We start from the raw sequence: 14,956 nt of genomic DNA, 5'->3' as shown, positions 1-14,956 counted from the left end.
GCGGATATAATTAAAAAGGAGGCATAGTCGTCAGATGAACATCGGCATTACGGGGGATCGAGTTCTGGTTCGAAACCGGGCAGGAAACGCCTGTCGTTCTGCTGCGCACGATCCAGCGGGTCGGCACAAATAACCTGGGCATTAATTATGACCCCGCGAACCTGATCCTCTATGGGAAAGGCAACTCGGTTGAAGCGCTTGACATGATCGGGCCATATATCCGGAACATTCATGTGAAAGACGGATTCTATCCGACGGACGGTGAGCATCTGGGACGACAAGTTGCGGTAGGCCAAGGCAAAGTCGATTTTCCGCGGCTGCTTGCCGGCTTGAAAAAGCTGGGCTTTCAAGGAGAATAGATCATCGAACTCGAAGGCCAAGTAGGCGAAGACGAGAAAAATCGCGACATCGTAAACACGATTCAATATCTGGAAGAAAGTGTTGACTGGTAGTCCGAGCGGATAACCGGTTGCAAGCGCATAAAGCTTATATTTGCCGGCGCGATCTTGAAAGCTTGATCATACGGCGAATCCGCATTTCGCTAAAGGAGTGTTCGGCATCATGCTCGCGATTCCGCCATCCCGGACGCAGGACAGCTTCGGCAAAAGCTACGGCGTGCTGCAAAGCCGCAGACGGTACAAGCGCAAATGGCACATGTGGAATCGCGAGCTGCTCCGCCGCTTTTCGGATCGCGGCGGCATCGAGCCGATCCCGCTGCATGTCAATCTCGATACGGCGCGCAACATGCCGGTCGAGCTGATCGAAGGCAACGCCCGCAACATGCGGACGGAAATTCGGCAAAACAACGGCGTCCATCCCGCGCCGGAAGGATATCGGCAAATGGCGGACGTTTTGTACGCCTGGCTCAAGCCGTAATCCGGCAGTCTTCCGGCAATCGGAAACGATGCGCCGCCGTACATTGACAAACCGTAATCTCCCATATAATATTATGGGATGAATACGGTTTTTTGCGCGTACGTGCAACTAACTTGAACGGCATATCGCCCAACGCCATGACGAAACGAGTAAGCCGTCGACCTTGATCCAGAGAGAAGGTTCCGGCGCCGGAATGCGGCCGCATCCGATGCCAGGCTGAGAGAACCTTTATGAAGAAGGATGGCCGAAGCTGCTTCGGAGCGTGGATAAACTCCACCGGTTCGGAACCGTTATATTCCCCTTAAGGCGATTGCGGGCCGCTGCCCGGTCGCGACGCACGTCTTGTGTTTGTTTCCCGAGGGGAGCAGGCGGCAAGGCAGGGCGCTTCGCACCGTACCAGCACGCGCAGTAACCAGGGTGGTACCGCGAGAACGATCTCGTCCCTGATATTCAGGGGCGTTTTTTGTTTTTTCGGAGAGTTCGGGCCCGATGCAATCGCGGTTCGGGTCGGAGTTTGAGCGATAGCGAACTGAATTTGCTTATTTACGAACCACATTTGCTTATGCGGCTTTAAATTGATGAATTAGCGGAAATAGTGAACTTAAGTAATCAATTACTGAACTTGAGTTCACTAATAATGGAGTAAAGTTCGCTAACTGCCCGAACGGACGAAAAACCGACCCATTAGCGAATTGAGGTTCACTAATTGTGAATGTTAGTTCACGATCGGATCCACGGCAGGAATTGAACCTATAACCCCAAATAAACGGAGGAGCATATCGATGAAAGCAAGTGAAATTCGCCGCAAGTGGCTGGAGTTTTTCGCAGGAAAAGGACACAAGATCGAGCCGAGCGCATCGCTCGTGCCGCACAACGATCCGTCGCTGCTCTGGATCAACGCCGGCATGGCCCCGCTCAAGCCGTATTTCGACGGCCGGGTCGTCCCGGAAAATCCGCGCATCGCCAACTCGCAGAAGTGCATTCGCACGAACGACATCGAAAATGTCGGCAAAACGCGCCGACACCATACGATGTTCGAAATGCTCGGCAACTTCTCGATCGGCGACTACTTCAAGGAAGAGACGATTACGTGGGCGTGGGAGTTTCTGACCGACAAGAAATGGATCGGCTTCGATCCGGACAGACTGTCCGTTACGGTATATCCAGAAGATACGGAAGCATACGAGTTCTGGAACAAGAAGATCGGCATTCCGGAGAACCGCATCTACAAGCTTCAGGAAAATTTCTGGGACATCGGGGAAGGCCCGTGCGGTCCGTGTACGGAAATATTTTACGACCGCGGCGACAAATACGGCGATCTGAACGATCCCGAATGCTGGCCCGGCGGGGAGAACGAACGGTTCCTCGAAGTGTGGAACCTCGTGTTCTCGCAATTCAACCATAACAAGGACGGCAGCTACACGCCGCTGCCGAACAAAAATATCGATACCGGCGCCGGTCTGGAGCGGTTCGCGTCGATTCTTCAGGACGTTGACTCGAACTTCGATACCGACCTGTTCCAGCCGATTATCCGGGAGACGTGCACAATCGCCGGAGTCGCTTACCACACGAACGCGGATCACGACGTTGCGCTGAAAGTGATTGCCGACCATATCCGCACGGTCGTATTCGCCGTTGGCGACGGCGTATTGCCGTCGAACGAAGGTCGCGGCTACATTATTCGCCGCCTGCTGCGCCGCGCCGTGCGCTACGGCAAATCGCTCGGCATCGACAAGCCATTCTTGTTCAAGCTGACCCCGATCGTCGGCGAAATTATGGGAACGTACTATCCGGAAGTCGTCGAGAAGCGGGAATTCATCGAGAAGGTGATCCGCACCGAGGAGGAGCGCTTCCACGAAACGCTGTCCGACGGTCTCGACATGCTGTCGACGATTATCGCCGGATTGAAGAAAGAAGGCCGCACCGTCATCGGCGGGCACGACGCTTTCCGCTTGTACGACACGTACGGCTTCCCGCTCGACTTGACCGAGGACTTCGCCTCGGAGAACGGATTTACCGTCGATCACGAAGGGTTCGAGAACGAGATGGAGGCTCAGCGCAGCCGCGCCCGTTCGGCCCGTCAGGAAACGGACAGCATGAAGGTGCAGGGCGGCCCGTTCGCCGATTATACGGTTAAAACCGAGTTTGTTGGGTATACTGATCTGGTAACAAGTGCTAAAATTACCGCTATCGTGCACGGCGATTCGTTTGTCGATATCGTCGGCGCGGGCGAAACGTGCCAAGTTGTGCTCGACCGCACGCCTTTCTATGCCGAAAGCGGCGGCCAAGTGAGCGATCGCGGCACGATTGCGAACGATCAGGTGCAGGCGGAAGTGGAAGACGTATGGAAAGCTCCCCACGGCCAAACCGTGCAAACGGTCAAGGTCGTGAAAGGAACGCTGCGCTCGGGCGATACGGTTCAAGCCGAAGTTCTGGCGGGCAATCGCGAGGATATCGTCAAAAACCATACCGCCACGCACTTGCTTCACAAGGCACTCAAAGAAACGCTCGGCGATCACGTCAATCAGGCGGGCTCGCTCGTCGAGCCGGACCGGCTCCGCTTCGACTTCTCCCACTTCGGCAGCATCAGCGCCGAGGAGCTGGCGCGGATCGAGCAGCGCGTCAACGAGCAAATTTGGAAGCAGACGGGCGTCAACATCGAGCAGAAGCCGATCGCGGAAGCGAAGGCGATGGGCGCGATGGCGCTGTTCGGCGAGAAATACGGAGATATCGTCCGCGTCGTGCAGGTCGGCTCCTACAGCATCGAGCTTTGCGGCGGCTGTCATGTGCGCAACACGGCGGAGATCGGTCTGTTCAAGATCGTGAGCGAGAGCGGAATCGGCTCCGGGGTGCGCCGGATCGAAGCCGTGACGGGACGCAGCGCTTACCTTTACTTGGACGGCCAGCTCCAGCTACTGCGCGAAGCGGCATCGCTGCTCAAGTCGAACGTCCCGGACGTGCCGAAGCGGGTCGAGGCCGCGCTTGCCCAGATCAAGGAGCTGAACCGCGAGAACGAATCGCTTCGCGGCAAGCTGAGCTCGATCGAAGCGGGATCGCTGACGGACAATGCGAAAACGGTCGGAGGCGTTACGCTGCTTGCGGCCAAGGTGAACGCCGGCGATATGGATTCGCTCCGCAACATCGTCGACCAAATGAAGGTGAAGCTGGGCTCGGCCGTTATCGTGCTCGGCGCCGTCTCCGACGACAAGGTCAATCTCGTCGCCGCGGTTACGCCGGATTTGGTGCAGAAAGGATTCCATGCCGGCAAGCTCGTGAAGGAAGCGGCAGCCCGCTGCGGAGGCGGCGGAGGAGGAAGACCGGACATGGCGCAAGCCGGGGGCAAAGATCCGTCCAAGCTTTCCGAGGCGCTTGCCGCCGTCGAAGCGATCGTGGCGGGGCATTCTTAAGCCGCTCCTTGACCGCTTTACGAACAAGTTGTGAATTTTTCTCCGATCCGACAGGAATTTTGCGGAGAATGACGAATAAATAGATTAGAGCGCATACTAAAATTTGACAAAGACAGTACACAAATGGCGTTTCAGCAATCGGGGGGTGTTCTGGTAATGAATCCGATGGACAAAACGATGAAATTCGACGTCAAAGCCGATGGCGTGGAAACTTCGCCGAAGGAGGTTCTTCTGGCGGTATACGATGCCTTGCAGGAGAAAGGGTACAATCCGATCAACCAAATCGTCGGTTATTTGTTATCCGGCGACCCTGCATTCATACCCCGTCATAACAATGCAAGAAGCCTGATCCGCAAAAGGGAACGAGACGAGCTGATCGAAGAACTGGTCCGTTTCTATCTGCAGCACCATAAATGACCGATGGCCGGTGGAAGTTTTTCCATCGGCTTCCGTGCTTATTCGCGGGGAGCGTGCAGCGGGAAGCCGGCCGACGGCGAAGGGGAACGCAATGGCTCGAACGATGGGATTGGACTACGGAGATAAAACGATTGGAGTCGCGGTCAGCGACGAGTTCGGATGGACGGCGCAAGGGATCGAAGTGATCCGGCGGCGCAAGCCCGAAGACGATTTGGAACGTTTGCGGCAGCTCGCCGACGAATACGAAGTAACGAGTATCGTGGTCGGGCTGCCGAAAAACATGAACAATACGATCGGTCCGCGGGGAGAGCTTTGCATCGCATTTTCCGATACGCTCAAGGATGCTCTGCAAATGCCCGTCATGATGTGGGACGAACGGCTGACGACCGTTTCGGCGCAGCGGACGCTGCTCGAGGCCGATGTGAGCAGGAAGAAGCGGAAGCAGGTCGTCGACAAGATGGCGGCCGCGCTCATTCTGCAAAACTATTTGGATTCCAAATCGAACAGGTGAGGTGTGCTTATGTCTAAGGAAGAAGAGTTGAACTTGGAAGAGCCGGAAATCATCTATATTCCGGATGAGGAAGGCAACGAGGAAGAATTCGAGGTCATCATGAAGTTCGAAGTCGAAACGGGACAATTCGCCGGCAACAAATACATGATGGTCGTACCCGTAGAAGTAGACGAGGAAGACGAAGAAACCGACGAAGTGTATGCATTCCGATACGAGGAAGACGGCGACGATCTTCAACTGTATACGATCGATAACGAAGAAGAGTGGAACGAAGTGGAAGAAACGTTCAACACGCTCGTAGCGGAGTCGGAGCAAGAGGAACAAGCATGAGCGGCCAACAAGGATGGGGCCAGGCGGAGCCGGTACGGCTGCTGCGCGAAGCTTACGGGGACGAAATCGAGCTGTTCGACGAGCAGGACGAATCGGTCGCTTATCGGATTATGGCCGAGTTCCGGTACAACGGCAGCGTGTACGCGGTTCTCCAGTCGGATGAACTGAGGAAAGAGAAGGAAGTCGCTATCTTCAAAATATCCGCTTCCGGCGACGGCGAGCCCGAGCTGGAAACGATCGAAGATGACGATGAATGGGAGACGGTCTCGGAGCTGTACGACGAAATGTCGTTTCCTATTCAGGACCGGCCTTGACCCGGGTGCGCGCACCCGGTCCGGCCGGATAGGAGACGGCGACCACGGGCGGCTGACGGACCGCTCTTTTTTTCGTATTCCGGCCCGGCCCGCCATTCTTGAAACGACATGGGAGAGGAAACAGATTGAAACGAATCGCATTCATCACGCTATCGGTCGTCCTGCTTGCTCTGGTGCTGGCCGGGGCGGGTACGGCGATGTATGTCGCTTATGCGCTGAAGCCTACCGAAGCGTCGGAGCAAGAAGTGAGGATAACGGTACCGCCCGGGATGGGGTCGGGACAAATCGCCAAGCTGCTCGAGGAGAACGGCTTGGTCCGCGACGCGAAAGTATTCCGCTATTATTTGATTTATAAGAAAGAAGGCGGCCGGTTCCAAGCCGGCGAGTATGTGATGCGGCCCGGCATGGAGCTGGACGAGATGATCGGGAAATTGAACGAAGGCGACACGGTCAAGCAGGAAGCTTTGCGGTTTACGATTCCCGAAGGGTACACCGTCCTGCAAATTGCGGACAGGCTGGAAGGAAGGCCGGGCTTCGACCGGCAGCTTTTTCTCGAACTGACGGATAAGAAGCAGGACTACGGTTCGGTCAAATGGGTGGCGGATATTCCGGACGACCCCGGGCTCCGGCACCGGCTGGAAGGGTATTTATTCCCGGAGACGTACGAATTCAAGCTGGACAGCACGACGAAAGATATGGTGCTGCGCATGGCTTCCGAGCTGGACAGGAAGCTCGCGGGGCTGCCGGCGGACTGGCCGGACAAGCTGAAGCAAAGCGGGTTGACGTTTCACCAAATGATGACGGTCGCCTCGTTGATCGAACGCGAGGTGGTCGATGATGAAGAACGGCCGATCGTGGCAAGCGTCATCTACAACCGGATCAAAATCGGCATGAAGCTGCAGATCGACGCCACGGTCCAATACGCGCTCGACAAGCCGAAGGAAAGGCTGTTCGAGAAAGATTTGCAGATCGACAGTCCTTATAATACGTACAAAATCGCCGGACTGCCTCCGGGTCCGATCGCAAGCCCGAGCCTGAAATCGATTCAGGCCGCGCTTTACCCTGTGGATACGAAGTATTTGTTCTACGTCACGAAAAGCGACGGAACGCAAAAGCATACGTTCGCGGAGACGTACGAGCAGCACTTGAAAAATATAGCGGATAGCAAGAAGAGGTGACATCCACGATGAGCGACAATGCGAAACAACTGGCTGCGGCATTCCGCAAACCGGAGCTGCTGATCGGCGCCGGCTCGATCGAGCAAATCGAACGCCTGGCGGATGCCGGCGCCGATGCTTTCTATATCGGGGATCAGCGCTTCGGGATGCGTCTGACGGGGGATATTCCGCCCGAACGGATCGGGGAAGCGATCCGGCTTGCCCATGGGAAGGGGGCGAAGGCGTATGTCGTATGCAACGGAATTTTGCATAACGAGGTGCTCCCGGAGCTTCCCGGTTATTTAAAGCTCGTTGCGGACTCGGGCGCGGATGCGGTCGTATTCGGCGATCCGGCGGTGTTGATCGCCATGAGGCAGGCAGGCGTCCAGCTTCCGCTCCATTGGAACGCCGAGATGACGTCGACGAATTACGTGACGGCCAACTATTGGACAGGCAAAGGGGCTACGCGCGTCTTTCTAGCCCGGGAGCTCAATATGGACGAAGTGGTCGATATCAAGCGGCATGTCATGGCCGAGGTGCAGGTGCAGGTACACGGCATGACGAACATTTACCATTCGAAGCGGACGCTGTTGAAAAATTACTGGGAGCATCAGGGGCAATCGGCGCAAGGCGAGCGTCTCGATGCGGACCGCAAGCTGTTTCTGATCGAAGAGGAGCGCAAGGACGAGAAATATCCGGTCTATGAGGATGCGAACGGTACGCATGTGATGAGCGGCGACGACATGTGCATGCTGGAAAGCCTGCACGAGCTTATGGAAGCGGGCATCGACAGCTTCCGGATCGAAGGGCTGCTTAAGCCGGTCGAATACAACGAGACGGTCGTCCGCTGCTACCGGAAAGCGATCGACGCCTATGCGGCCGATCCCGCCGGGTACGTCTTCGACGAGGAATGGCTGGAACCGATACGCGAGCTGCAGGACCCGGACCGGGAGCTGTCGTTCGGATTTTACTATAAGGAGCAAGTTTACTGATGCAGCTACAAACCGTTCATACGAAGCTGAAGCCGGGGCAGAAGCCGGAGCTGCTCGCTCCGGGAGGCAGCTTGGAGAAGCTGAAGTTCGCGATCCACTACGGTGCCGATGCCGTCTATATCGGCGGGCAAAAATACGGACTGCGTTCGAATGCCGACAACTTCACATTCGAGGAAATGCGCGAGGCGGTCGAGTTCGCGAACCGGTACGGAGCCAAAGTGTTCGTGGCGGCTAATATTTACGCGCATAACGAGGATATCGCCGGTATCGAGGACTATTTGCGCAATTTGCAGGATGCGGGCATCGCCGCCATTATCGTCGCCGATCCGGCGATTATCGAGACGTGCAAAAGGGCAGCACCGAAGCTGGAAATCCATCTGAGCACGCAGCAATCGACCGTCAACTGGCAGGCCGTGCAGTTTTGGAAGGAAGAGGACGTTCACCGGGTCGTGCTCGGCCGGGAAGCGACTATGGAGGAAATACTCGAGATCAAGCGGAACGTCGACATCGAGATCGAGACGTTTATCCACGGCGCGATGTGCAGCTCCTACTCCGGTCGATGCGTGCTGTCCAACCATTTCACGGACCGCGACTCGAACCGGGGCGGCTGCTGCCAATCGTGCCGCTGGAAGTACGACCTGTTCGAAGACGGCGATGTCGAGATCGAGCAGATCGTGACCGAGGAGCAGGCGGCGTCGGATCAGACGTTGAAGCGGTTCAAGGAAGGCATGACGGGGACCCCGCTCTTCCAAGGGGAAGATCCGTTCATGATGAGCGCCAAGGATCTGTGCATGATCGAGCATATTCCCGAGATGATTCGTTCCGGCGTGGAAAGCTTCAAGATCGAAGGCCGGATGAAGAGCATCCACTATGTAGCGACGGTCGTGAACGCGTACCGTCAGGCGATCGACGCTTATTATGAAGATCCGGAAGGGTATGAGCTGAAGGAAGAATGGCTGCAGGAAATATACAAGGCGGCGAACCGACCGCTGAATACAGGCTTTTTCTTCGATGCTCCGGGCCATGAGGATCATATTTTCGGACCAGAGGACAAACGGGTCGACTTCGATTTCGCCGGACTTGTCGTCGATTACGATGAGGCGACGGGTGTGGCCACGGTTCAACAGCGCAACCATTTCAAGCCGGGGCAGGAAGTCGAATTTTTCGGTCCGGGAGGGACGTTCTTCAAGCAGCAGGTTGGCGAGCTTACGGACGAGGAAGGCAACGTGCTGGACGCCGCGCGGCATCCGCTGCAGCTGGTGAAGTTCAAGGTCGAGCAGCCGGTCAAGCCGATGGACATGATGCGCAAGCAGGTCGGCCGGAAGAAGTGAGCCATCAATCGCATAGCGGAAAATGAAGGGAGCGGCCGCAGGGCCGCTCCTTTTTGCCATTACTTCGCCATCAATTCCGCGATTTTCTTGTCCGCTTTCTCTTGCCCTTCCCGGAGAACCGTATTGATATCCTTTTTGTTGACCGCCATTTCCTTGCGCATATCGCGAATGACCGTCTGCACTTCTTTGTCCGCAATATGCGGCTGTGGGGTTTTGGAAGGCGTATATTTGTAGATGGCCTCTATGTTTTTGCCTTTAAGCGACGGGGTATTCGCACCGAATTGCTTCACGACCTCGTCGTCCTTCAGGACGGTAAGCCGGGCATCCCGGGTCATCTTGATTTGCTGCTCGCGGGACGTCAGCAGTTGAATGACCTGCATCGCTTGTTCCTTGTATTTGCTCGGTTTCGTAATGATCAGCATGTCGGCCAGCACATGGCGTCCTTTGCCTACGGTATCCTCGAAGTTCGGAACCGTCGCGAGATCCCAGTTCGGTGCCGCCTGCTTCGCTTCGGCTTGGAGGAGATCGCTTACGAGCTTGCTGACCCAGTCGGCCTGCATGGCCAATATGTGAGTCGTCACGAATCCGCCCGGTCCGTAAGCATACTCGTTTTTCGGTCCGATATAGCCGGGCTGCTCATACACTTGCTTGAACAGCTCGAGTATTTTCCGGTAGCGCGGAATATCGATCAGCGCTTTGTTCGTTTTCGGATCTACGAATTCTTGCGTATACGGGCTGATCAAATGGTCGGGAAAGCGGGGGTCCCAACCGATATATTGAACGCCATTCTCGTTTCGGGTCAACTTTTTGGACAGATCGAGCACTTCGCTCCAGAGCATGCCATCCTTCGGATAAGGAACGCCGAACTTGTTGAAAATGTCTTTATTGTAGAAGAGCGCGCCCGTATTCAAGAAGAGCGGAATGCCTTGCAGCTGGCCGTTCGGGTCCAGATTCCGGATCGCTTGAACCGTCTCCGGGACGAACTTGCTCAAGTCGAAGCCGGATTTTTTGACCAACTCGGTCAAATCGGCGGGAAGGTCCAATTGTTTCAGCGGCATATGCCAATCGTTGTCGGACATGATCAGATCCGGAATTTCTCCGGCCGCCACGAGCTTGTCGATTTCGCCCTCCAGCTTTTGAAGCGTAATATACGGATACTTTTGTTTGATCGGCTCGACGAAATACGTTTGAAACTCGAGCTCCGACAGTCTCGTCACGTTGACGTAAAACTTTAAAGTTACCGGATCGGTGGATACCGTATAAGCGGAGTCTTTCGATTTGACCGCATCCCCCGATTTGGCGGAAGAGCACCCCGTCATCGATACCGCCGCGATAATAGACAGTAATGTAAGCCTTTTCATAAAGTTGGCCATATGTACTACCCCTCGATTCATTTTGGTTTCAATTCCTTTGCTTTAGCGCTTAACCTGGTGACGATGATACTCGCACGGAATGGTTCGCGGCAGTCCACCTCCTTTTTTCTGTACGAAAAAAGCACAAATAACCTCGGGCAATGACACCTCTTCGGAACGAATCGAAAAAGATGTATCGGCCTCGGGGTTCTCTCGTGGACTCCACCCTTATAACCAACAACATGGAACCGTTTTCAATTGGGTAATAAATATGATTCAATCTAGTATTAATTATGAAACAAAATTTAATAAAATGCAATACTTTTCTTTTTTCAGTTATTGCGAAGGCGAAATGCCGCGTTATTTCGGCGAAAATAAATAAATCTGATCGACCGGGAACGTTCCCTGCGACAGGTACGGCTTCGCGCCGGATTCGAACAGGACGGCGATTTTGTCTTTGACCGTATCCAGCCCTTCGGACATGGGCGGCATGATCCACGTATCGGTCATATTTTTACCGTCCAAGTACCACAGCGGCACTTCACGGCCGGCAAGCTGCAGGCGCAGATGAGGCTCTTCGCCGCGCACATCCGTGTAACCGAGCAGGTAGCTGTCGTTGGCGCGCCCGCCGGACTGGCTGAGCCATACTTTACCTTCGTGTACCGCGAAGCCCTGGATTTTATCGGCGACAGCAAAGATGTAGTCGGGAATCGCCCGCTGCGCAGCCGGGTTTACCGGATGGCTTTGACCGATCAGATCGGTGTCTTTATCGATTTTGTAGCCGGCCGCCCAAGCTTTGTATGCTTTATTGTCCCGGCTTGTCATATGGTGGCTCGCATCGGTCGGATACTCTTTGTCGGAATAGTCGCCCGCCCATAGGATACCGTCGGAATAAGCGAGGAAGGAAGCTTTGGTCTCCGTTCCGAACTTCTCTCGAAATGGGACGCGTCCCCCGTCTTTGGCATTGACGACATCGTCCAATCGGACAGCGCGGACCAGACTATCCGAGCCGACCCACAAATGCTCGGCGCTGATCGCGATTCCTCCGGCATGGCCCATGTACGGGGTCGTGTCATTCTCGTAAAGCAGCACGGTTTTCAGCAGCTTATTCGTCTTCAGATCGATTACGGACAGTACGCTCGGGGCTTTATCGCGGTAAGAGGAAATAACGATCCAGTTCCGGGAAGCGAAATAAGCGATGCCTTGCGGTACGAGCCCCTGCTGCAATCCGGGGATGACAGGACCCAAATCGCTTTTTTTGAAAAATTTCGTATAGGTTGGCGGAATCGTTCGTTGTTCGGGGGTTATCTTTTCCTGGGTGAATGCGCCTACCGTCACTTTGGCCGGAGTCGAAGGAGAGGCGTCGGCAGATGCGATAGACGTTTCCTTCGTGGAGCTTGCTCCGGCATCTCCGGTAGGAGCGGTCGAAGAGCAGCCGGATAGCGCGGCCGCTATGGATATGGCGGTGATGACCGCAAACTTGTTCAAGGGCAAGCTGGATTCCTCCTTGGATGTCGGACTTTCTACGGGAACTGGTCGATCGCGCTCCGCTGCCCGTAAGGGACAGGCTCCCACCAGCCTTTGGCCAGAGCGTCGCGGTACCATTCCGGGGAAAAGCAAAACCGGCTGTTCTTAGCGATGGAAACGATACGCTCCAAGTCGTATTCGACCCGGTGAAACGAAACCGAACGGGCGGCGGTATCGAGCATGAGGTAGGACGCTCTCCAGTCGCCGTCGAGTGAAAACCCTACCGCACCGGCATTGGCGAGTACCGTATTCCCGTGTCGGAACAGGAACGGTGTATGGATATGACCCATAATAATCCAATCCGCCCGGGCGTCGGCTATTTGCTCCCCGATCTTGGCCGCAGAGTCGTTAGGCATGATGGCGGCGTTGCAGTGCTGTGGCGTTCCATGCACGAACAGGAACGTTTGCCCGTCCGCCTCCAAACGGTATTCGAAAGGCAAAGCGCGCAAATATTCGATGTCGGCGGGGTCCATCCTGCTCGTATGCCATCGCAAATACGGCAGCTCCTGGACGTTCGGATGCGTGCCGAAGCCGGCGGCGGCAAGCAAATATTCGTCGGTATTGCCATAGACGCAAGGAATGGCAAGCTCGCGAACCGCTCGAACGCACGCTGAGGGAGCCGGCCCTTTATAAGCGATATCCCCGAGACAGACGAGCGTATCCGGATTTTGCGCGTCGATGTGCCGCAGGACGGCTTCCAGCGCCGTAATGTTGCCGTGAGTGTCGGAGAAAACGGCTATCTTCATCGATTCACCTCCTGAAAAGAAATTACCGTAATCATACCACACGCCGCCCTCTTTGCCAGCAGCAATCCGGTTTTGCCGCTCGGCCGCCCGGGTGCCGTTTGTCCGTGCGGCACTTTGTCGATACTGGTTGCATAGTAGTACAAGGCCGGATTTGGCTCCGGCTTTGTTCTGGGACACCAAAGAAAAAGGGATGAGCCTATGAGGCAGCGCAGAATATGGTTCGGGTTGCTCGGGATGACATTACTGTTATCCGTTCTTCTCGGGAGGCTCGCTTGGATTCAAGTGATCGATACGGGCAGCTTCTCGCGCCGGGAGATCGATCTGATCGGCAATTCGGTGGCGCAGCGGGAGTCGGGGATCGAGCTGGACAGCGGCCGCGGACAGTTTTATGACCGCAACGGAAAGCCGATGACGGGAGAGCGTGTACAGGCTCTGGTCGTGTTTCCGGTCAAACGGAGCGCCGAGCAAAACGACGACGCGATGCGCCGGATTGCCGGTATACTGGGGACGAACGAGAAGGGATGGCGCGATTTCTACACCGGTGCGAACGTGCCGAAAATGTGGACGGAGCCGGGGACGGGTCTGCCCGTTCCGCTGACGGCCGGCCAAGCGCGGCGCATCGAAGAGCTTCATGCACCGGGCGTGGAAGTGATGGAAACGGTCCGGCGGTATCCCGCCGATGCGGCGGCGAAACATGCGATCGGCTTTATCGGGCAAAATCCGCAGCGGATCGAATCGGAGTTCGCCAAGCAGCTGACTCGGGGCAGTTTGTCGCTGACGAGCCGGATCGGGGCAGCCGGTCTGGAGAAAACGATGGAGCCGTATTTGCAAGGCGTCGGCAAAACTTCGGTCGGCTTATTCACCGACGGGGCGAACCGGCCATTGGCCGGACTCGACGTGCGGCTGATCAAGCCGGACAATCCGTATTACCCGCTGCAGGTCCGAACTACGCTCGATCTGGACATGCAGCGCACGGTCGAGCGCCTGCTGGACAAAGCCGGTATCGCCTCGGGAGCGGCCGTCGTGCTGGATGCGGACAACGCCGATGTGCTCGCGATGGCAAGCCGCCCGGACTTCGATCCGTACCGGATCGCGCCGGAGGAAGGAAATTGGGGGAACAAGGCGCTCAAGGCGATAACGCCCGGCTCCGTCTTCAAAACGGCGGTAGCCGCGGCCGCCCTGGAGGAAGGCGTCGTGAAGCGGGACGAGACGTTCGAATGCAACGGCTCTCTCGGCAAATACGGCTTTACATGCTGGCTGCACGGCGGCCATGGAACGATTACGCTCGAACAAGCGTACGCCGAGTCGTGCAATATCGTGTTCGCCAAGGTCATGCAGCGCTTAAGCGGCGAGAAGCTGCAGGAGATTTCCCGGAAGCTCGGTCTGGACATGCAGGTCGGCTGGACGGAGGAAAGCTCCGGCGGCCGGCAGTGGAGCCAGTTGGACGGCGAGGAGCGCGGACAAATTTTTGCCGGAAGAACTCCGTCCGAGGACGAAGGTATCCGCATCCAGACGGCGATCGGCCAGCGGGACGTTCTCGTCTCCCCGCTGCAGGCGGCCAATCTCGTCGTAACGATGCTCCATGGCGGGGAAGTGCTGAGCCCGCGCATCGTCCGGGACGTCCGCTACCGGTCCGGAACCGTGGTGCAGTCGTTTCCCGCGCATGAAGCAAGCGCTCGCGATCACGGCGTCTCTTCGCGCACGACGCGCCAGATTGCGGAATGGATGCAAGAGGTCGTACGGACCGGCACGGGCAAATCGCTGCAGCAGGCGAAATGGCGGTTGGCCGGGAAATCCGGAACAGCCCAGACGGTTGCCGGAGGGCGCCCCGCCGTTCATCAATGGTTTGTCGGATACGGACCGGTCGAGCATCCCCGGTATGCGGTTGCGGTCGTAGCCGAGAACGAGCCGGAGAACGGCAAAAACCGGGCTATCGCGGCGTTCCGGGACATTATGGATGCTTTGGCCGAACGGTAGAAGCGGCGTATGCCCGGGG

14 protein-coding genes are annotated in these 14,956 nt (G+C 56.4%); 11 read left to right on the top strand and 3 right to left on the bottom strand.

The window, feature by feature from the left end; all coding sequences use genetic code 11:
* Nucleotides 1-56: 56 nt before the first annotated feature.
* The 10 genes from FE783_RS00610 (at nt 57) to FE783_RS00565 (ending at nt 9,335) form a co-directional block, all read left to right on the top strand.
* Nucleotides 57-359, top strand: coding sequence for a sugar phosphate isomerase/epimerase family protein (locus FE783_RS00610; RefSeq protein WP_138877373.1), 303 nt, complete (start codon nt 57-59; stop codon nt 357-359).
* Nucleotides 360-561: 202 nt separating this feature from the next.
* Nucleotides 562-876: a hypothetical protein gene (locus FE783_RS00605; RefSeq protein WP_138877372.1), complete on the top strand. Its 315-nt coding sequence runs from the start codon at nt 562-564 to the stop codon at nt 874-876.
* Nucleotides 877-1,658: 782 nt separating this feature from the next.
* Complete coding sequence (alaS, locus tag FE783_RS00600) at nt 1,659-4,283, top strand: alanine--tRNA ligase (protein WP_138877371.1); 2,625 nt, start codon at nt 1,659-1,661, stop codon at nt 4,281-4,283.
* Nucleotides 4,284-4,439: 156 nt separating this feature from the next.
* Nucleotides 4,440-4,700: an IreB family regulatory phosphoprotein gene (locus FE783_RS00595; RefSeq protein ID WP_120749027.1), complete on the top strand. Its 261-nt coding sequence runs from the start codon at nt 4,440-4,442 to the stop codon at nt 4,698-4,700.
* 91 nt (nt 4,701-4,791) lie between these two features.
* Nucleotides 4,792-5,211, top strand: coding sequence for a Holliday junction resolvase RuvX (gene ruvX / locus FE783_RS00590; protein WP_138877370.1), 420 nt, complete (start codon nt 4,792-4,794; stop codon nt 5,209-5,211).
* Between the two features lie 9 nt (nt 5,212-5,220).
* Nucleotides 5,221-5,541, top strand: a complete 321-nt coding sequence (locus tag FE783_RS00585; RefSeq protein WP_138877369.1) for a DUF1292 domain-containing protein — start codon at nt 5,221-5,223, stop codon at nt 5,539-5,541.
* Entirely contained in the window at nt 5,538-5,855 is a 318-nt protein-coding gene (locus FE783_RS00580) for a DUF1292 domain-containing protein (protein WP_138877368.1), read from the top strand. Before FE783_RS00585 ends, FE783_RS00580 begins: the two co-directional genes overlap by 4 nt.
* A gap of 125 nt (nt 5,856-5,980) precedes the next feature.
* Nucleotides 5,981-7,033, top strand: coding sequence for an endolytic transglycosylase MltG (mltG, locus tag FE783_RS00575; protein WP_138877367.1), 1,053 nt, complete (start codon nt 5,981-5,983; stop codon nt 7,031-7,033).
* An 8-nt stretch (nt 7,034-7,041) separates the two neighbouring features.
* The gene (locus tag FE783_RS00570; RefSeq protein WP_138877366.1) at nt 7,042-8,004 is read left to right on the top strand and encodes a peptidase U32 family protein; all 963 of its coding nucleotides are present in this window, start codon (nt 7,042-7,044) and stop codon (nt 8,002-8,004) included.
* On the top strand, nt 8,004-9,335 hold the full coding sequence (locus FE783_RS00565) for a peptidase U32 family protein (RefSeq protein ID WP_138877365.1): 1,332 nt from the start codon (nt 8,004-8,006) through the stop codon (nt 9,333-9,335). Before FE783_RS00570 ends, FE783_RS00565 begins: the two co-directional genes overlap by 1 nt.
* Nucleotides 9,336-9,394: 59 nt before the next feature.
* Here FE783_RS00565 and FE783_RS00560 read toward each other — a convergent pair whose 3' ends face one another.
* The 3 genes from FE783_RS00560 to FE783_RS00550 all read right to left on the bottom strand — a co-directional run bounded on the left by FE783_RS00560 (nt 9,395) and on the right by FE783_RS00550 (nt 12,960).
* On the bottom strand, nt 9,395-10,708 hold the full coding sequence (locus FE783_RS00560; RefSeq protein WP_158301542.1) for an ABC transporter substrate-binding protein: 1,314 nt from the start codon (nt 10,706-10,708) through the stop codon (nt 9,395-9,397).
* Between the two features lie 339 nt (nt 10,709-11,047).
* Nucleotides 11,048-12,181 carry a hypothetical protein gene (locus FE783_RS00555; protein ID WP_138877363.1) on the bottom strand — a complete coding sequence of 378 codons (1,134 nt, stop codon included), beginning with the start codon at nt 12,179-12,181 and terminating at the stop codon, nt 11,048-11,050.
* Between the two features lie 29 nt (nt 12,182-12,210).
* Nucleotides 12,211-12,960: a metallophosphoesterase family protein gene (locus FE783_RS00550; protein ID WP_138877362.1), complete on the bottom strand. Its 750-nt coding sequence runs from the start codon at nt 12,958-12,960 to the stop codon at nt 12,211-12,213.
* 198 nt (nt 12,961-13,158) lie between these two features.
* On the opposite strand from FE783_RS00550, the gene FE783_RS00545 reads away from it, so the two are divergent.
* Nucleotides 13,159-14,937 carry a peptidoglycan D,D-transpeptidase FtsI family protein gene (locus FE783_RS00545; RefSeq protein ID WP_138877361.1) on the top strand — a complete coding sequence of 593 codons (1,779 nt, stop codon included), beginning with the start codon at nt 13,159-13,161 and terminating at the stop codon, nt 14,935-14,937.
* The last annotated feature ends 19 nt before the right edge of the window (nt 14,938-14,956 follow it).

Source organism: Paenibacillus mesophilus (assembly GCF_005938385.1).
Classification (GTDB): domain Bacteria; phylum Bacillota; class Bacilli; order Paenibacillales; family NBRC-103111; genus Paenibacillus_AB; species Paenibacillus_AB mesophilus.
The sequence above is the reverse complement of the archived record's forward strand: the minus strand, read 5'-3'. Positions and strand labels throughout refer to the sequence as shown.